We start from the raw sequence: 19,270 nt of genomic DNA on the forward strand, positions 1-19,270 counted from the left end.
TGAAGAGTTTCTTTTGTACATTGTGGCACCGTTTGTTAAAAGACTTACTTATCTATCCCATTATCCCTTGAATGCTTTCTGTAATTCGGCAAGATCAAATTTCTTCATTTTTAGAAATGCTTTCGTTATGCGCGCAAGTTGCTCAGGAGTGCCCTTACTCATCATCTCGTCCATCTCACTTGGCACAATCTGCCAGGATACGCCATACTGATCTTTCAGCCAGCCGCATTGCTCGGCTTCAGGAACGGCAGATAGCTTTTCCCAAACGTTATCAATCTCATCTTGTGTGTCGCAGTAAACCATAAATGAAATGGCCTCGTTAAAATTAAATTGATGCTCATGCGCGCTATCCATCGCGGTAAACCACTGATTTTCTAAGGTGAAATCTGAAAACATGATGGTTCCTTCTTTGTCAGGCTCCATTCCTTTGGGGTAGCGGGCGATAAGACCCTGCTTTGAGTTCTTAAATATCGATAAATAAAGATTCATCGCCTCTTCCGCTTTACCGCATTGATCACCGACAAACAAAAGCGATGGCACGATTGCAGGTCGCTCTTCACCTTCTGGATTGGTAAGGATTAACTGCCACGACAAACCAAACTTATCTTGAATCCAGCCAAACCTCTCACTGAACGGATACTGATCAAGCGGCATTAACGCTGTACCACCTTCGGACAATTTGTTCCAAACCTCATCTATTTTTTCTCTCGCGTCTTTTTCTCTTGATGGGTCAAAATTAACAGTGAAAGACACCGACGGATTGATTTTGAACAATGGCCCTGCGCTGATTGCCTTGAACTTCTGCCCCCATAGCTCAAAAGAGACTATTTCGGAATCGCCTGATGGTGTGTCGTGGATGGTGGTTACATCCGTAATTTTTGAGTCTGGAAAAATGGAAGCGTAAAACTCGGCTGCTTCTATTGCCTCCTTGTCATACCACAAATGAGGAACGATTTTTTGGTTTGTTTTTGACATAGTTATTGCCTCCTTATGTTCAATCGTTTTCATTAAACAACAATGGGACCAAAATTGGTTACCTGGTCTCCAACATAAAACCTTTCAACCTCAGGGAGATCTTTCCCCCGCCAAAATTTTTCATATTCAAAACTACCTTTTCCTAAAAATTATTAAAAAACACCCATAAACATTGGATTTAACAACATTTATGAGTGAATCAAATTTTCTAAAACGAACCTGTTTTTTTAAAAGATCCTGCGGGAATCTACTTTATTTCTTACAGACACTTAATGTATCCATACCCTAATTTAATAACACACTATGTCAAGTTCATAATCTTTAGAGTGGTCAGTTTCTCCTGTGGAACATGTAAAGCACATATCAGTCCCTGTAACACCAGAACCAATTGCCCAAATGTTTTCCCCACATTGGATACAGCCTACACCATTCTTTTTCCTTTCAGCAGCAGCTAGAATGCTTTCTTTTATATCCTTTTTATTAAAGTCCTTGCTATCCTTTGCCATTTTCTTTATAAATTCATCGATTGAAATAGGTACCATAATTCACCTCAATTTGTTATTAGAGATTCTCCTGTTACTAGTTTAAATTGTCTTTCAAAACTTTAGAATTCCTATATTTTTATTGAGCTTTACTCTATATATCGCCATCGAATGCCAACTATACTAAAAAATAAAGATCCAGCCAGACAATATGACCAGTTTCTCTCGTTACGCTCTATTTTCCTTTAATTTTATGCAAAAGATCTTGCGGAACGAGAAAGCCATTCACCATAACTAAGGTTTTCATAGGGTTACTTTGATTATTTGTCTCGGTTGAAAAGTCGCTATCAAAATATGTAAGTTTAAACATGTCTTTAATTTGTTTTGACCTTTGTGTTGTCGTACTTTGTTTTGTTCCAAAGAAATCACAAATGTCATGAACTGACACATAAGGTTGACTATCTTGATCAAACAAAAAATTTATCGTACCCAATGCATGAATAACCGCCGCTGCCCAGATTTCAATTTTTCCCGTCATAAAAGGAACGTCTCTTTTTCTAGCCATTTTGCTTATCAATTTTTCGATTAAACTATCATATTCTTCGTTTAAATGATTTTTGCTAAAAGCTGTAGCCAATTGAATTAATTGTGCTTTCTTTTCTGCAATCTGTTCTTTGTTGTTAGTCATGATATCATTCCTTTATATATTTTAGGTAAACAATCGGTGCCCCCAAATGGACAGACCACATTATGTAAATTAGAATACCCAACTGAATATGATTTTGGTGGCCAAATAATATTTCTCGGATACATCAAACGAAATCCTTAGGTGTCAGTGATTTTATTAGCTCAGACGTGGACATTCCAATCCTTTCTTATATTGCTTTTGGCTTTCGTTTATCATTATTTCGAGTTCTGGATTTGCATCAACGTCAGATTTTATTGAATGTTCATCTTCTTGAAGAACAGGAGTACACCTTCCTTTCCTTGGAATAGTGAACTGAACAACGGAGTTATCCCGATCCATGCTCTGAATGTATTTCATGAGTTCTTCAGAAAAATGAACTTTTCTCAAGTAAAAACACCACCTATCAATTAATAAAAAGTATTCCTTGGAAAAACACTACAGATTCCGGATTTCTTCACCCGATAATCCTGTCATTTCAGCAATTTCCGAAATAGAAAAGCCTTTCTTTAACAAGTTCCCAGCAATGTTTTTTCTTCCTTCTTTTATCCCTTCTTTTATTCCCTCTTTAAATCCCTCTTCTTTTCCCTTCCGATGATATCCTTGGAGATTGCTTAATTGGTCACGTAGTTCCTTTAACCGGGCTTCATATTCGGCTCGGTTTTTCTTGTCCGCGCTTAAGTTTTCCCATTCAATCAGCGCTTCCCTTACTTCTTCGATATTCATCGCCCATTCCTCCAATTCTGCCAATATTTCGCTATGTAACAATTTCCGTTTGGCATCTGCTGCCGATAGCATCATAAGCCATGGCAATTCTTGATCGTTTTGTTCCTTTAAATTTCGTCTATATTTTTTCCATTGTACCATGAAACTGCTTAAGTCAATCAAATGGAATTCGAGCAAGTCTGACCATAGAAATCCCTCTTCATCCTCCGTAATATGGAATTTTGTGTGAAAACGGTCTGTCTCGGATGGGAATAACGGATAGTTGACAATTGTGATGAAAATGGTTGGAGGAAGTAGAGTATAGGAGTCGCCGGAGTTTAATGAAGAGGAAAACATGCGCGACCAGTAATATAGTGTTCGATCCGGCATATCCTGCTGATCTTTAATTTGCACTTCGACATTGATCCTTTCACCGATTGCCGTATAAACTGTTACATCAAAGCGAACGGTTTTGCCATCCAGACGGTCTTTAATTTTTTCTGTATTCTCAAAAGTTAATTCTTTAATTCGATCCGTACCTTTTCTTCCTAAAATGTCGTTCAGAAATGCGATCGTAATATGCTTTCGATTTTGTTGACCAAATAATTGCTTAAACATAAAATCCATTTTTAAATCAATGTATTCTGTTGTCATTTGAGGACATCCTTTCGGGGAGTTTTTGCGGAAAGAAATGAAAATCAGGATTAACGGATAGATGCTTTTATCCTTTCATAATTTAGCCATCGAATAATCATGCCATCTTTACTGGCACTTAACTAATATTTCTTTTGCTATTTCCTTCATCTCTTTGAATCGTTCATTTAAAGATTTTAGAATTGTGCCGTCGGCAGTAAAATGCCTCACAATGGCCTGCAATTCACATCTGTTGAATTTGCCCTGGTCATGAATTTTATATCCCCTGCCGTTAAGTTTAAACCTTATCATAAAACTGTCAGCTTTCCTGCTTTCTCTCGGATAAACTTGAACAAAATTTAAAACTGCCTCATTGCATGTACAATCTGGATTCATACAATATGAGTTAGCGACCAAAAATAACTTTCCACTGTAATCTAATTCGAAATAATCGGTGTCTTGATTGGGGAAAACCTCTGAATAACAAACACTGATGCCTCTAGCAATCTTACTCAGAACTGTATTCATAATACATCTCCTTTATTAATCTCTTGATATAACAGGCAATGTTCCCATATATCCAAGTTATTAAATTTTAGTATTTTAGCAAGAAGTTATTATAAGACGGCATGATAGTGGGTTTTAAATGATGAATTAATGGGGAAGATCGCAGATTTAACAGAAAGGAATCTAAATTCCAAAAATATTTATTACCGTTTTGACATTTTTCTACCTCCCTTCCGAGAAAATTATATCACACTACATTTTCACAGTAATTTCCTCTATTCTAAATATTTTCTACAATCATATGAACAGTATATTTCTACTCTGCTATTATGAAAAAATTATGGCAGGAAATTGCTACTATTTGTGGAATATGAAGAATCATCTCCATCCCTTTTTGTGTTGAGCCTATCGGAAACGGAAACGTTTGTCGTGAGCGGACACAGAATTCCTTATTTCCTCCACAATCCTCTATTTATTTTTTCCAAGGACATAAAATCCGTTATTTGCTTTAAAAGGAGTAAAATTTGGTGTTTTTTTCATGAATAAAGGATTCAATGTCCATTTCCCTTTGATTTATCTTTAATATTAGACAGATAAAGGAACCTATGTCCGAAAAAGCCCCATGCCACACCCCTTTCAAATACAGATTAACCATACCTACCAATATATCAATCAACTTACCTCCCACCCATTCATAATTTAATTATTCATATATCATTTGTACCAGTATTTTATTCGTATTCAATTTAGCATCTAATAATCGGAAAGGATGGAATTGTAATGGTAGAAAGATTCGAGCAAAAATACGAAGAATGGCTTAAAGAAAAAATTTCCGAAGAGAAAAATCATAAGAGACGCGAAATTCTAGAAAAGGGGTTAGGGCACGGGACAGTTGAATTCCTTCGGAAGATATGGTTTCCTGCGGTAGGCAATTTTGATTATTTATATCCTGAGTGGGAGGTCCGAGATTTCAACAACGGTTATCGTTACTTAGATCTTGCCTATAGGCCCGATGATTGTATGGGCTGTATTGAAATTCAAGGGTATGGACCTCACGCAAGAGATCTTGATGTTAGACGGTTTAAGGATTTATGCTGGCGTCATTCCTTATTAGCCCTTGAGGGATGGACCATTTTACCCATTGCATATTTATCTATCGTAGATGAACCAAAGCAATGTCAACAACTTGTACTTGCTTTCATTGGAAAATTCATCGCTATAGATACTCCTTCACAATTATCTTGTGTTGAGGCAGAGATAATACGTTTTGGACGCAGGATACTCCGACCATTTACTCCTCTCGAAATTGCTACTCACTTACGGATTAGTGACCGCCATGCGAGACGTATTTTACATAGGCTAGTAACCTCAGAACTGCTTTGGGTAGCAAGCGGTAATGAGCGGATTAGGACATACAAAATAAGATAAGGGTATTTTTGAGGACACTGGTTCCGCTATTTTAATCATAATATAGGATTTTAGTAGTTATGCGGACATAGGATTCGTTATTCGCCCATAAAAATGCAAAACGACATCTTTTTAGCCAAAATAAAGGATCCAATGTCCGCATAGTTCATAAAAATAGTATTTTTAATATAAATAAGGGATTCAATGTCCGCACAAAAGCGCCTTGATATATTTATATCAAAGCGACTTTATGTATAAATGGAACTTACGTGTCCCCTTCCTATATTTAATTCATGTATTTTCTAGGCGTACCGTGTCCTACCTGCTACCCTCTACGTTGTCAACTTCAAAGCCTTAATTACAGACTGACTTTCGAGATCCCATAGCTCAATTTGTCCATTTTCAAAGAGTGCAACGGAACTAGAGCCATCTTTTGGTATAGTGGTGCTTCCTGGATTAAGTAGGATGACTCCGTCTTGTTCCTTCAGCACCTTGACGTGTGTATGTCCTGATACAACAACCTGGCAACCGAGTTCTTTAGCTTTTTGAATTCGATCTTCTTCCGTTTCTTCATATCCATGGACAAGATAAAACCGGTAGTTATCAAAGGTGACCACTCTTGATTTAGTTGAAAGGTCTTTTTCCAAAACCATCTCATCAACATCTGCATCACAATTTCCTCGCACATAGATAATATCCGTGCGATTCTTTAATAACTCCACTAATTTTTTCGGATTATAGGTTGCAGGAATATCATTTCTTGGACCATGATAAAGCACATCCCCTATATGGCAAATTTGATGACAATCTTTTAGCAATTCAAGAGCCAGGACTGAATTTTCAAATCCTCCGTGTGTATCACTCATAAACCCTAATTTCATTTGTTGATTCCTCGCAATCGGTGGTTAGGTACCCCAATTTTTCTACAATCATAAATGTTTTTTGATATTGATTCAATAGTGGTTCACAGGTTTATATTTTTTCTAATCGGTCTGGTCATGGGATTCTTTTGTCTTTTGAGGATTACTAACAGGGAAGATTTTGCTGAAGGAATGAAGAATGAAACGGATAGAGGCTTTTAAATTCGCTATCGAAGAAGCATGAACTGTGTCATTTACGTTCTACATTTCTTTCAGAGGCGATTATCCCTTCTATTTGCAGCATGACGGAAAGTACGTGTAGAAAAGCTTCGTGCATAGTAGAGTTTTTCAGATGCTTATAATAGTGGTAGTGAAGGCAACTGGACATTGCTTCCCTAGCTTCATAATCGAAATGATAAAAATCAACGATTGGAAAATATAAGTCGCCACCTAAAGGGAGTAGCGTCCCAACTGCAAGTTCCCCATTTTTAGGTGAAATAGCATTCGGGTCACATACGATGATAGAAAGTGGTTTTTCAGTCAAAATATCGACTGCAGCAAACAAACGATCATTAAATTGATGACCAATGAAATAAAATTTAGGGGCTGCCTTATCACATTCCCTGAGCCAAGAGGTTATTAAAGGCCTGTTTCTGAAACGAGAGAAATTTTCAAAAATATAATCCTCTATGCAACTGTTTCGATTATTCCCTCCAGAATAACATAATACTTTCCACCAAAACAAATTGTCGAGCAAACTCTGCCTTTTATCTACCTTTAAACTATGTTCTTCTAAAAATTCTTGTAGAATTGAAAGGTTTTCATCGTCATAATACTGATTTATTGCATACATCATGAAATCCCGAAACACTACGTTTACCATTTCTTCGGATAATTTTTCAGAAACAGGATAATCCTTTCGGAACTTTTTTGCCTTCATGTCTGTTTGAACCATTGAGAACAGATTTTCAGTTGCTTTTTGTTTTTTCATCCTATCATTCCTTTTCAAAATTAGTGAGAAACTGTATTAAAAGTCATGAAGACATAGATGTGCCATTTAAGATGTGAATTTTGAATTGGGGGTGGACCATAAACAAGGAAAATTCAAGAAGAGTACGTTTGAAAATGAGGTAACGAGTTTAAATAGCTGATTAGTGAGGTAAATCAGAAGTTTTTTGAAACAGGGGTTCCAACATTGATTTTATTATAACAAATCTATTTTTATCAAATGGTTGTATTCACAAAATTGTAAGGATTCTATTTTTTAATTAAAATAAGGAGCAGTATAACCCTCTCCACTGCTCCTCTCTGCTTTAGAATAAAATACTTGTACAAAGCTGGTTGCCCACTTCACGTTCAAGCCTGTACGGTTCAAACACTGCAACTTTTTGAACAGTGGATACGATTCATAACTTTTGGTTCTTCCTTTTAACTTCCTCGACATCAGTGTTACTGTACATCTCTGTCCCGTGCCCTCCTGTGGTTCTGGCAAGTAATTCTTTCGCTTCATTATAAGAAAGTCCGGATTGTGCATTTAATCTTTTTACTTCATCAATGTTTGTTCCTACAATGGTTTGATTTTGATTTATTTTATCGCTCATAAGCCACCCCTAATTTCGTTTCATACTATTCTCTCCAAAATCGGGCTTTATAATTAATTTCCTTCTTTTGTACGAAACCTCCCGGACTACGATAGCGGTCTTTAAGGACACTGTGGAACTAGAATAAAAAGTGGACACCCCTTTAACGGAAATCATTTGTGGCAATAATGATATTTACCAGGAGGGGTTTCCATGGGTGACCAACGTCAGAGTTATAGTGAACAATTTAAAAAAGAAACAGTTAAGTTTGCACAAGAACAACAACAAAAAAAGACTATGAGAGATATTGCGGATGAGTTAAAAGTTCCGCTTAGCTGCCTACATGACTGGATGACAAAATATCGTCAATTTGAATATGAACCTTTGGCGGTTGAAGAACGAATAAAAAAGCTAGAACAAGAATTGAAAGAAAAAGAACGTGAATTAAAGGAAAAAGACAAAAAGTTAGCTGTCACAGAAGAAGAATTGGCCATTGTAAAAAAGGCGGTGCACATCTTCAGCAGACCAAGAACATGAGGTTTCAATTCATTGAAGACCATCGCTCGGAGTTCTCGGTGGTGAAGATGTGTAAAGTGTTAGAGGTATCCACGAGCGGTTATTTCAAATGGAGAAATCATAAACCGAGTCAACAAGGAGTACAAAGGGAACGGATTAAAGAACGTATTGTACACTATTATAATGATTCCGACAGTGTATATGGTAGTCCGAAAATTACTAAGTTATTACTAAAAGAAGGATATAATATCACGGAAAGAACAGTTAGTATTTACATGAAGGAACTAGGTTTACGATCTTGTGTTTCCAAGAAATTTAAAGTTTGTACAACAAATTCGAATCATGAATACCCTGTAGCACCTAATAGATTAAATCAAGAATTCACTACAACAGCACCAAACAAGGTATGGGTAGTAGATATCACTTATATTCCTTGTCGGGAAGGACGCTTATATTTAGCTACTGTACTTGACCTGTACACTCGAGAAATAGTAGGTTGGCGCCTTTATGGACATCTGGAAACTCAATTAGTTCTTGATGCTTTAGAAGACGCTTATAAGTTAAGAAATCCAGAAAAAGGTTTGCTTCACCACTCAGACCGTGGGTCTCAGTATGCATCTAAGGATTACCGGGAAAGACTTGAGGAATATAAAATGGAGGCGAGCATGAGTCGTACAGGAAACTGTTATGATAATGCTTGTGCAGAATCCTTCTTTAGTCTGGTTAAAAAAGAATTATTAAGAGGTAGAAAATTTCAAACTAAAGATCAAGCTTACACCGAGATTTATCGTTACATTGAATTTTTCTATAACCGTAAAAGAATTCATAGTTCAATTGGATATGTATCACCAGTGCAGTATTCACAACAATACTGCAGGGGAAGGCTTAATAAAGGGTAGAACACCAATCAAAAGCAGTAAGCTGCCTTTTCTTCACTTAGCGACTAGCCAGATGATTCCGTGAAAGGGTCAAGCGGTTTTGGCTTGATGCTTTCACGGAATCATCTATCATTTGAAAAGTGAAGAAGAGGCTACTGCAACACTATATTAATTAAGTTTCGTTATTTAGGTGTCCACTTTCTTGACAGAGCTCCACTGGTTCCGTTATTTTGATCATTATTGAGAATTTAGTCATTTATCGGACATAGGATTCGCTATTCGCAAATGTTAGGATAAAACGGCATGATATTAGTCAAAATAAAGTACCTGGTGTCCACTAGGATAATAAAATTAGTCATTATCATATCAATAAGGGATTTAATGTCCGCCAGCTTAACTTTTGTTTTTCTTTTTCAAAAAAAAACAAAAGGCTGCCGACAAAGTCGACAGCCTCTATGCGAACAACGCCCGCTTTATACTTATTAAAACTTAGAATGATAGTTTTCGATTTCCCAAGAAGAAATTGCAGTGCGGTAACTATCCCATTCTGCTTTTTTCGCAGCTACATACTCAGTGTACACATGCTCTCCAAGCGTTTTAGAACCAATTTCGCCTGCTTCTAATTCTTTAACAGCTTCTTCTAAGCTTCCAGGAAGGTTTTCAATTCCTTTGAACGCTCTTTCTTCCTCAGTCATGTGGAAGATGTCTTCATTCACTGGAGTTGGTGCTTCTAGTTCCTTCTCGATTCCATCTAAACCTGCTGCAGCAATGACTGCAAAAGTTAAGTAAGGGTTAGATGATGGATCTGGACAGCGTAATTCTACACGTGTCGCAAGTCCTCTTTTTGCTGGAATACGGATAAGTGCTGAACGGTTAGAAGCAGACCAAGCTAGATAAACTGGAGCTTCATAGCCAGGAACTAAACGCTTGTAAGAGTTTACTAGTGGATTTGTTACTGCCACGAAGCTCTTAACATTTTCTAAAACACCTGCAATAAATTGGTAGGCTTGTTTTGATAACTGTAACTCATCGGAAGAATCGAAAAATGCATTTTCGTTTCCTTTAAAGAAGGACATATTTACGTGCATACCAGATCCATTGATTCCAAATACTGGCTTTGGCATAAATGTAGCATGGTAACCGAATTTCTTCGCAACTGTTTTAACTACCCATTTGTAAGTAGTTGAAAGGTCCGCTGCAGTTAGAGCATCAGAATATTTGAAGTTGATTTCGTGTTGGCCTTCTGCTACCTCGTGGTGAGAAGCTTCAATTGTAAAGCCCATTGCTTTCAAGGCACGGTAAATTTCTAAGCGAACACGTTCACCAAGATCGTGTGGTGATGGCTCAAAATAGCCAGCTTTATCGCCTAATTCTTGTGTTGCATAACCATTATCATCATTTTTGAAAAGGAAGAATTCTAGCTCAGGTCCGACAGAAATTGTGAAGCCTTTATCAGCAGCACGCTCAACTGTTTTCTTTAAAACGTTTCTTGTATCTCCCTCAAATAGTGTTCCATCCGGATTTGTTGCAGAACATAGGAAACGTGCTTCAGAATACCCCTCTTCTACTGTCCAAGGAAGAACAGCAAAAGTAGATAAATCAGGCTGCAGGTAAAGGTCGGATTTATTAATAGGTGAAAAACCTTTAATAGAAGATCCGTCAAACATCATTTTACCTTCTACTACATCTTCAAATTGTTCAGCTGTTACTGTGACATGCTTTAAAATCCCTTCAATATCAACAAATTGCAAGTGTAGTAGTTCAACATTTTTTTGCTTAATTGTTTCTTTAATCTTTTCTAAAGTTGCTGCCGTATTTGAAATAGTTGCTTCAGTCATGTTATATTACCTCACATATCCGCGTAGTATTTTCTTACATCTGTTTTTGATTATATAAAAATCTACACGATTTGACAACTATTTTTTTATATATTTTTTCGAATATTTATGCAATACTTTGATTGCCTGTTTTTAAGTAAATTCAAGCCTTCTACAACAATAAATATAATAAATATACGAAACAATACAAAGTTTATACTCTATCTCCAATCCAGAGCACTTTTTTTAAAAATAACGCCCCTTCTTAATGAAGGTGAGGGTAAAAAAATAGAGCGCTCACATGAATGTGAGCGCTTTGATTTACAAATCATTTTCTCGGTTCAGCCTTCATCCGGTTAACCAGAGGATTGGAATAAACAACTTATTCCAAGTGCTTTAATTCTTCCCCGGCAAAGTGAATCATCGCCCCAACTACTGGCATATGAATCCAGGCTTCATAGATTGGGTGGTCAGTAGCTTTAGATAATGCCTCAGCATAAATTCGGAGCTGAGGTAGGTAACTGGCAGCGTGTGAAAGCCAGTTGGCTTCTTTTCCTGGGAATGACTTATGGTCAATAATCACCCATCCATTTGGAGTTAGCAGCAGTAAATCAATCCAGCCTGAAGCCTTTTGCAGGCCTTTACTCAAATGAATTGGCCATTCACTATGTCGCGCAAGAAGCTCAGGATACTGTTGGGTTATAAATTCCTGCAATCGATTAGAGGCGTCAAGCATGGCATCAGCCGATAATGCACTAATATCGTATCGTTTCTGAATAGCTTGAGCCATTGCCAAGCGCTCTTCTTTTGCCCTTTTGTTGTTATCGGCAGCTAAGAAGCCGTGGATCATTTCACCGAGTAAGGCCATGTCTGGATTACCCGATAACAGCAGACGGTTTCCGATTCGATGAATTTTTGAAACATCAGTCTCCATTTCAACTGCAGCTGGAAGACCACTTTCCCTTTCATCCGCAATCTGATCATTCTTTTGTCCGCTAGGGCTAAAACGTGCCGGTACGAATGGTGGAACTTCGATTGTTTTCCCGACATAAACAAGTTCAGGAGATTCAGCTTGATTGCTTGCCTGCTCTTGTTCCTCCTCAATCGATAACACCCGCACCCTACAAGGAAATGACTGGCCTTTGACATAGATTTTTCCGTTTTTGTTATCAAGAGGAGTATCTTCCTGGTTTTCATCAGCAACCCCAAGAGTTGTAATAACTGGATTGCCAACCTCATCAGTCAATTCTTCTATCCAGCCCACTTTTGAAAAATCACGTGCCGTGAATACAAGATAGTCCCTTGCCCGAGTCATGCCGACGTACATCAATCTTTGATTTTCATCGATTAGCTGTTGTTCTCTTTGTTGAAGCTCAGGTGCCTCCAATACATAGGCATCCAGGCGTACATTACTAGATTGTGCCCCATAAGGCCAAGGCCAATAATAGAGACAACGTCCGTTAAGCGGGTCTTCTACATTAAATCCTTCCGTACTGACCGCCGTTACGCGATCAAATACCGGCAACTTTTTCCGCTTGGACGATCTTTCTAACGAGTTTAAAATAACGAAAGGCCATTCTAATCCTTTTGCCTTGTGATAGGTTAGAACTCGAACCGCATTATCATCGGAGGATTCGGCGACAAGATTTAATTCCTTGTCCCCTTCTACTTCTCCAAGAAACAAGAGAAATCCACTTGTCGTTGCTGCCGTTCCATTCGTACCAGCGTTATCCTCGTAGATGGTCACTAGCTTACGAAGCGCATCCAAGTTTGCAAAACGCTGATCTCCTTGTCCCCATCTTAGGGCAACCTCATCTACTTTAGCCGAAACAATTGCTAAATCTAATACTTCAGCCGGGCTCATTTGGACAATTTTTGCGCGGACCTTGTCCAAATCATGGATCATCCGCTCGGTGTTTAACATTTTTGAGCGTTTTTCCGGATCTAACCAATCGGTTAACCAACGTCCTTCTCCCCAGTCCTCGGAAGAAAAGTGGATTAATTCAGCAAGAGCCAATGTATCTTTCTGATCGACCAAATAGCGCATTGCGGCCACAGCAAATACAACTTCTGGTGTCGCGAGTAACCCACTTTCACCAACAGTGGCAGATATTCCTAGATTAGATAGTGCCTCAGCAACCCTCACACACTCATCGTTCGAGCGGCATAAAATCGCAATGTCTCCCGCTCTTAATGAACGTGGTTCGCGAGAAATTTTATCGACTAAAACATACTTTTCTTTTTGGGATAATACTTTTTGCACTCCTAATGCAATATGGGCTGCATCTGTAGTCTGATTTTTTGAATTCAAGTACGACCAAGCTTCCACCGCAACCGCTTGCTCGGGCTTGTCCTTCCGCTGTGGATTAAGGGAAATTCTGCCCTCTGACATCCCTCTTGCTTCAAAAACCGGAACGAAAATGGAGTTAACGAAATCGACAAGTGATTCGCGTGAACGCCAAGAAGCGTCCAATATTTCTACTTCCAAATCCGGGATACTCGTCATTGCGGTTTGCATCAACTCAGGATCTGTTCCTCTGAATCCATAAATGGCCTGTTTCACGTCTCCTACCCAGGTTGCTCGTTGAGCCAGTTCCCGAAGCTGCATGTTTAAAGCAATCTGTAATGGGCTTGAATCCTGAAACTCATCCACAAAAACGTCGGAAATTCTATCCCGTAGCGCCTCCACATTGTCTGGGTTCTTAAGTAGACCGAGGGCTAAAGACTCCTGATCGGTAAAGTCAATTAAGCCTCGTTTGCTTTTTTCAAGGGCATAGGTTTCCATTGCCTCTGCTGCACAATAGAATAACGCAAACATTGCCTCTTTCAAATCTTGATGGAGCCTTGGGTGACTGTCATGAATCGAAGCCGCCGCATGAATCGGAGAAACGTCATCTTCACTTTTTTTACCCGGCTTTAGCTTAGTCAGTTTAGCCCACTGCTGCCATGTAATGAAGCCGTTGCGCTCCCATTCCTTTAGCGCTTCATCGATCGCTTCAACCACCTTTTCAGTGGCTTTTGTCTTATCACCACCAGGAAGCACGGATTTCGCTGCGACTAACGCTGACTTTAATGATTTTTCGAGCTGTTCGGGATTGGAAAGTGGTGCTGGCAGCCAAGCAGTCATGATTTCCCAAGAGTAATCGGCACAGGCTTGGACATCTTCCGGCTTGATACCATTCTCACGAGCTAGCTTGATAATCTGTAGGACGGTTTTGCGCCAGTCATTGTCTCCGGGCTCATCTATGCCGAGCCGGGAGAATACTTGACGATGGTCAAAGTAAAATTTATCATTCACTTCTGCCGCGACCGTATGAAATAGACTGGAAGCCTCTGATTCTGCTAATACCTTTTGAACGGGTGACAGCCCGAGTTCGAGGGCGAATTCTCTTAATAGTCGACCAAAAACGCTATTCATCGTTCCAACATATCCATCTAGAATTCGAGCTGCCGATGTGGCATCGCCTGCTTTAAGAAGCTCGAGACGGACGCGCTCGATCAGTTCATCTGCAGCCTTTGTTGTAAAAGTGGTTGCCACAATATTTTCCGGAGGCACACCGTTCTGGATTGATTTTAAAATCTCACCTGACAGTCGGGAGGTTTTGCCCGCACCCGCTCCTGCACTTAACATCTTCAACATGCCGCTCATTGGGCCACCCTCCTAACACCGCAAAGATTTTGATACTCGCAAAAAGCACATGGTGGATCAATTACTGCTGTAAAGGATTGAACACTAAGTTCCTCACCATTCTCAGCTTTATCGCTGGTTTGTGTTGCTGGTACACCCGATGCAATAACGGTACCCTTGGAAAGCTGTGTCCAAATTTCCTCCACCGCATTTCGCACGACTTGATGAGAATCAATTAACGACGGACCAAGGACATGGTAATCAGCCGGAAAATCGTCATGCGGTAAGCTGAAGAAATCACCGCTGCGTAGCATAAAATATGCAACAGGCAGTTCTTCATCTTCATGGTCCGCTAACAGCCAATGATATAGTGATAATTGAATCGATAAATTTTCCAACCGTTTTTTATAGTTGATTGGTCTTCTGGACCATTTCGCATCGAAAAAGATCTTTTTACCCGTTTGCGTTTCTCCGACCAGGTCTAAGCGACCTTTGAACTCCACTCCATCGCTCCAATTTTTCTGCAATTCCAGCTCGGTATGCTGAATCTGAATTCCTTCACGATTTAATATTTTGAAAAATTGTTGCAGTGATTTTTGCAATTTGGACCGAGTTTGGTTTCTTAGGATGCCGTTTTGCGGTTCTAATAAAGGTGCAGCCAGCATTGGCGTTAATTCGTCAAACAAATCCACAGCGCGAATTTTGACTTCATCTTCGTTCCAATTCGGCTTTTCCGTAATCAATTTCTCTAAGATGATATGTCCTAAATTTCCAAGCATAATCGACTCGTTTGGTAGGCTCAGGATATTTCCCGGCTTTACTCTTGCTGCATACTTAAATGTCCATTTAAGTGGACAGCCGATTAAGCCCTCGAAGCTTGTTGCCGATTCTTCTTGTCGAGGGAGAATAACGTTCACCGGGACGTTCCAGGTTCTGATTGGCTCCGGTAAATGGCGCATGTTCAATGCTTCGCGTTCGAATTCAGTGCCAAACAAAGCAAAGCTAGGCTGTTTGCGAAGTTCAGCTGCGTCGATTGTTATTTTATTCTCTGTGCTATAGTCTTTGGCGACAGCGTGACGAATTTCATCCCATAACGGGTGAATCGGTATTTCCTTTCCCTTCACCTTTGAGGGAGCAAACAAAATTAGTCTTTTATTGGCTAAACGAGCTGCCCGTTGCCAGGAAGCAGCTTCCCTTCTTCGGCGGACGTCTTCATCGAGCAGATTGACTCCTTGCTCCTTAAGCCATTCGCGTTCTTTCGAGGTCCAGGTTCTGATGCTTGGTCCAGCCATGTTTTTATGAAATCCCCACCAAAGGATGGTATCAGCACTGCCCCAAATTTGACCGGGATGATTGACTACCTGCCACTGTGCTGCCTCTTGATAGTAATTGAATAATTTTGCCCCTTCTCCTAAAACCGAATCGAGAATGCGGGCCACCTGCAGATGTGAAACTGTGCTTACACCAAGTGTTTTGATTCCTTCTATTACTTCATCGGCAACCTGTGAGGCTTGAACATACATCAAATCATTGGTCATATGATATTTATTTGCAGCCCATAGACTGACTTTATGGCAAATATAGGCTATTTTTTCAAAAGGAATTCCTTCATTTGGGTCATAATAATCATGTCGAACCCATAAATCGAGCTTCGCATCTATGTTTTTGCGGCGCTTTTTCAGTTCCTGTTCTTCAATCCCTTCTTCGGTCCATGATTCCTCATAGGCCCGAATCCCGTCCTCAATTGCTCGCAGCCACTCAGGTCCGCCAATTCCCGGGCTGGAGGCTAAGGCATTGGCTAATTTAAAGCGGATTAGTCCAGGGACAGGGGAGGTTGGGATCGTCAATAATTCCAACATTCGGTCCGCCCTCAATGGCTGCCAATACGTATCGATGGTTAGCGGCAAAACTTGAAGGACGGCACGCCACTTCGAAGCGGCATCTACTCCTAAGGCTGGAACACCTCGACGGTGAAGCAGTCCATCAAGGAGCAGCGCCCCCTCCCCTTTAATTAACACCGTATTTTCGTTGCCATTTTTCTGTAGCCAGCTGATTAAGAAATCCGCTGCATCCAATTCCTGTTCGGAACGAATCAGAAGTAGGCTTCCATCCCCAATGGCTTCAGCCGATGAACGTTCTCCTCTAATAACGGCTTGGAGTTGAGCTAAATCCGATGTTGAGTCCTGCTCTTTTTCTAAGTGGGGAATCCCCTTTACAACTTCTACACCTTGCTCTTTTAAACTATTGATTAATTGGATAGACCATGGGTCCCAAAGTTTTTCATCTTCATCGACAATCGTGATTTTCGCTATTTGTACTTGTGCTTGCTCCTGTAGGACTGCTAACAATTCTCGAACACGATCCGGGAATCCGGCGGTTTTGTTTTGATTGGCTAGCTCCAATTGGGCAAGCGTATCAATCCATTTTCCCCCACCATCATGAACATTCGGGTCCCAGCCGGATAGGATTAACTCATCACGGCGACTCAGCAATTCCCTAGCTGTATTCCAAGAATCGGTTTCGAAGGATTTAGAGAATGGCATATCGCCTGTATCAAAACTTCGAATTAATTCCTGCCATTCTGCGATTCTTAAGTTTTCGGATGCTTGAGGTGATGTGAGACCTAACTGTGTTTCCAGTATCCCAATTAAGCCGTTAAGCCCGGTTACCACCGTACCTTCTGCCGCTTGCTTATTTCCAAGTGCATCTGGATAGGTTGCAGAATCGAGCCAGTTGCCAAGTATAATATTCAAAATCGTGTCCTCCTTTTTAATAGGATTGATTCCTATTTTTAATAGAGTGATGAAGCATTTTATAACTTATGAATAGACTAAATCCGGGGACTAGGCTTTCCCTCCTCCTTCTAATTTTGGGGACCAATTCCATGTTCATATACTCGCTAGAATTACCGACATTTTTGAATCACCTTTTTGATTGAATTAACTAAAATTTTACCATTTTAATAGGTTATTAAGTATCCATTTTATTACAAAATCTTGTCTCAAGCACAAAAATAGTCACACGAAGCCCTTGTTACCAAAATGGTTTATTTTTTACAGTTCGAACTTAGAATTAAGGTAGTCTTATACTTACTCCGTCTTCATCATCACTTACACCCATAGTAGTGATAACAACTCCTGCAATTTGGTAGTCATCGACTACCTTCCTTCAATGCAAACAAAAAAAGCACAAGAATCCTTGTGCTTCCTAAATAAGCAATCCCCTCTTTTTGGCTTCAAACAACAGTTCTTCTCTAAATTGCGGGTGTGCGAGGCTAATTAAGGACTGAGTTCTTTGTGATAGGCTTTTTCCTTTGAGTTGAGTGATCCCATACTCCGTTACTACATAATCCACATCGTTTTTTGATGTAGAAACCACTGATCCAGGGGCTAGAACTGATTTAATTCTTGAAATTGTTCCATTCTTTGTCGTGGAATGCATGCAAATAAACCCTTTGCCATTTTTAGCAAATTGGACGCCGGTTCCAAAGTCTACCTGACCACCTGTTGAGCTATAATACCTTCCAGCAACTGTTTCAGAAGCGCATTGACCATAGAAATCAATTTCTGTTGTCGCATTAATTGCAATCATGTTGTCTTCTTTAGCGATATTACGAGGGTCGTTAACATAATCAACCGACAGCATTTCAATATGCTCGTTATGGTCGATAAAATCATAAAGCTCCTTTGATCCAAATGCAAAGGTTGTTACAATTTTTCCAATATGAGTTTTTTTCTTTGTACCGGTAATAACACCTGCTTTGAATAGTTCACTAATTCCATCTGTTAACATTTCTGTATGAATACCAAGGTCTTTATGATCCTTCAGGAGACTAACAACAGCATTTGGAATACCGCCGATTCCTACTTGTAGGGTGGCGCCATTATCAATCCGTTCAGCTATGTGTTCAGCTATTTTAATATCTACATCCGTTATTACTGAAGGTTTTAATTCAACTAATGGGGTGTTATGACGAACATATCCTAAAATTTGAGATATATGGATTTTGTTTTGACCATGCGTTCGTGGTGTATGTTCATTTACCTGTAAGATAAAAGGGATTTTCCCGATAAAGTAAGCAGAATAATCCGCGACCGTCCCAAGTGAAAAATACCCATCTTCATCCATTGGTGTAGCTTGACAGACAACAATGGGGTTCTTTGTTGTTTTTTCTAATAGTTTAGGCATTTGATGAAAATGATTTGGGATTAAGTCACAGGTTCCATTCAGGTAGGCTTTTCGAGCAAAAGTATTCAAAAAATACGAAGTATAATGGATATGAGGATATAGCCCCTTCATATAGTTTCTATCTTTTAATTCAAGCATTTGGTGAATTCGTAAGGAGGAAAACAGTTGTGGATTCTCATCAATCGCAGACAGAATGAGATCAGGCTCTCCATTTCCTAGTGGAATAATAATATCGGAATCATTTGGAATTAATGATAAGATTTCTTGAATTTCTTTTTCTTTGTGATGGTTCATATACGTACTCCTTTGTTGCTTTTTCTTTTTAGTTCAACTTACTAACAATTTCTTTTTTTATATTATCATCTGTTAAATAAAGAAGGTAGACCAATTATTCTTATTAGTATTTCGA

16 protein-coding genes are annotated in these 19,270 nt (G+C 39.4%); 3 read left to right on the forward strand and 13 right to left on the reverse strand.

Annotated elements, in window-relative coordinates; translation table 11 throughout:
- Nucleotides 1–60: 60 nt before the first annotated feature.
- From B1NLA3E_RS12155 to B1NLA3E_RS12180, 6 genes are all read right to left on the reverse strand, one after another.
- A complete protein-coding gene (locus tag B1NLA3E_RS12155) occupies nucleotides 61–975 on the reverse strand; it encodes a VOC family protein (RefSeq protein WP_015594132.1) in 915 nt (304 codons plus the stop codon).
- Nucleotides 976–1,265: 290 nt separating this feature from the next.
- Nucleotides 1,266–1,517 carry a hypothetical protein gene (locus B1NLA3E_RS12160; protein ID WP_015594133.1) on the reverse strand — a complete coding sequence of 84 codons (252 nt, stop codon included), beginning with the start codon at nucleotides 1,515–1,517 and terminating at the stop codon, nucleotides 1,266–1,268.
- Nucleotides 1,518–1,692: 175 nt separating this feature from the next.
- A complete protein-coding gene (locus B1NLA3E_RS12165) occupies nucleotides 1,693–2,145 on the reverse strand; it encodes a DUF6398 domain-containing protein (protein WP_015594134.1) in 453 nt (150 codons plus the stop codon).
- 156 nt (nucleotides 2,146–2,301) lie between these two features.
- Nucleotides 2,302–2,532 carry a hypothetical protein gene (locus B1NLA3E_RS12170; RefSeq protein WP_015594135.1) on the reverse strand — a complete coding sequence of 77 codons (231 nt, stop codon included), beginning with the start codon at nucleotides 2,530–2,532 and terminating at the stop codon, nucleotides 2,302–2,304.
- Nucleotides 2,533–2,580: 48 nt separating this feature from the next.
- A complete protein-coding gene (locus tag B1NLA3E_RS12175; RefSeq protein WP_015594136.1) occupies nucleotides 2,581–3,501 on the reverse strand; it encodes an Rpn family recombination-promoting nuclease/putative transposase in 921 nt (306 codons plus the stop codon).
- Nucleotides 3,502–3,609: 108 nt separating this feature from the next.
- On the reverse strand, nucleotides 3,610–4,008 hold the full coding sequence (locus B1NLA3E_RS12180) for a hypothetical protein (RefSeq protein WP_015594137.1): 399 nt from the start codon (nucleotides 4,006–4,008) through the stop codon (nucleotides 3,610–3,612).
- A gap of 759 nt (nucleotides 4,009–4,767) precedes the next feature.
- Here B1NLA3E_RS12180 and B1NLA3E_RS12185 point away from each other — a divergent pair.
- Complete coding sequence (locus B1NLA3E_RS12185) at nucleotides 4,768–5,415, forward strand: hypothetical protein (protein ID WP_015594138.1); 648 nt, start codon at nucleotides 4,768–4,770, stop codon at nucleotides 5,413–5,415.
- A 311-nt stretch (nucleotides 5,416–5,726) separates the two neighbouring features.
- Here B1NLA3E_RS12185 and yfcE read toward each other — a convergent pair whose 3' ends face one another.
- The 3 genes from yfcE to B1NLA3E_RS12200 form a co-directional block, all read right to left on the reverse strand.
- Nucleotides 5,727–6,275: a phosphodiesterase gene (gene yfcE / locus B1NLA3E_RS12190; protein WP_015594139.1), complete on the reverse strand. Its 549-nt coding sequence runs from the start codon at nucleotides 6,273–6,275 to the stop codon at nucleotides 5,727–5,729.
- A gap of 229 nt (nucleotides 6,276–6,504) precedes the next feature.
- Entirely contained in the window at nucleotides 6,505–7,245 is a 741-nt protein-coding gene (locus B1NLA3E_RS12195) for a hypothetical protein (RefSeq protein ID WP_015594140.1), read from the reverse strand.
- A 415-nt stretch (nucleotides 7,246–7,660) separates the two neighbouring features.
- On the reverse strand, nucleotides 7,661–7,855 hold the full coding sequence (locus tag B1NLA3E_RS12200) for a gamma-type small acid-soluble spore protein (protein WP_015594141.1): 195 nt from the start codon (nucleotides 7,853–7,855) through the stop codon (nucleotides 7,661–7,663).
- Nucleotides 7,856–8,047: 192 nt separating this feature from the next.
- Here B1NLA3E_RS12200 and B1NLA3E_RS12205 point away from each other — a divergent pair, with 192 nt between their 5' ends.
- Entirely contained in the window at nucleotides 8,048–8,371 is a 324-nt protein-coding gene (locus B1NLA3E_RS12205) for a transposase (protein ID WP_015592686.1), read from the forward strand.
- Nucleotides 8,368–9,249: an IS3 family transposase gene (locus B1NLA3E_RS12210; protein ID WP_015592685.1), complete on the forward strand. Its 882-nt coding sequence runs from the start codon at nucleotides 8,368–8,370 to the stop codon at nucleotides 9,247–9,249. The genes B1NLA3E_RS12205 and B1NLA3E_RS12210 overlap by 4 nt, the downstream gene beginning before the upstream one ends.
- A gap of 461 nt (nucleotides 9,250–9,710) precedes the next feature.
- Here the strand turns inward: B1NLA3E_RS12210 and glnA are convergent, their stop codons facing one another.
- The 4 genes from glnA to B1NLA3E_RS12230 form a co-directional block, all read right to left on the reverse strand.
- Entirely contained in the window at nucleotides 9,711–11,066 is a 1,356-nt protein-coding gene (gene glnA, locus B1NLA3E_RS12215) for a type I glutamate--ammonia ligase (RefSeq protein ID WP_015594142.1), read from the reverse strand.
- Nucleotides 11,067–11,427: 361 nt separating this feature from the next.
- Nucleotides 11,428–14,694: a UvrD-helicase domain-containing protein gene (locus B1NLA3E_RS12220; protein ID WP_015594143.1), complete on the reverse strand. Its 3,267-nt coding sequence runs from the start codon at nucleotides 14,692–14,694 to the stop codon at nucleotides 11,428–11,430.
- Entirely contained in the window at nucleotides 14,691–17,426 is a 2,736-nt protein-coding gene (locus B1NLA3E_RS12225) for a PD-(D/E)XK nuclease family protein (protein ID WP_015594144.1), read from the reverse strand. Before B1NLA3E_RS12225 ends, B1NLA3E_RS12220 begins: the two co-directional genes overlap by 4 nt.
- A 454-nt stretch (nucleotides 17,427–17,880) precedes the next feature.
- Nucleotides 17,881–19,155 carry an acetyl-CoA hydrolase/transferase family protein gene (locus B1NLA3E_RS12230; protein ID WP_015594145.1) on the reverse strand — a complete coding sequence of 425 codons (1,275 nt, stop codon included), beginning with the start codon at nucleotides 19,153–19,155 and terminating at the stop codon, nucleotides 17,881–17,883.
- Nucleotides 19,156–19,270 lie beyond the last annotated feature (115 nt).

The organism is Bacillus sp. 1NLA3E (assembly GCF_000242895.2).
Lineage (GTDB): Bacteria > Bacillota > Bacilli > Bacillales > Cytobacillaceae > Bacillus_BU.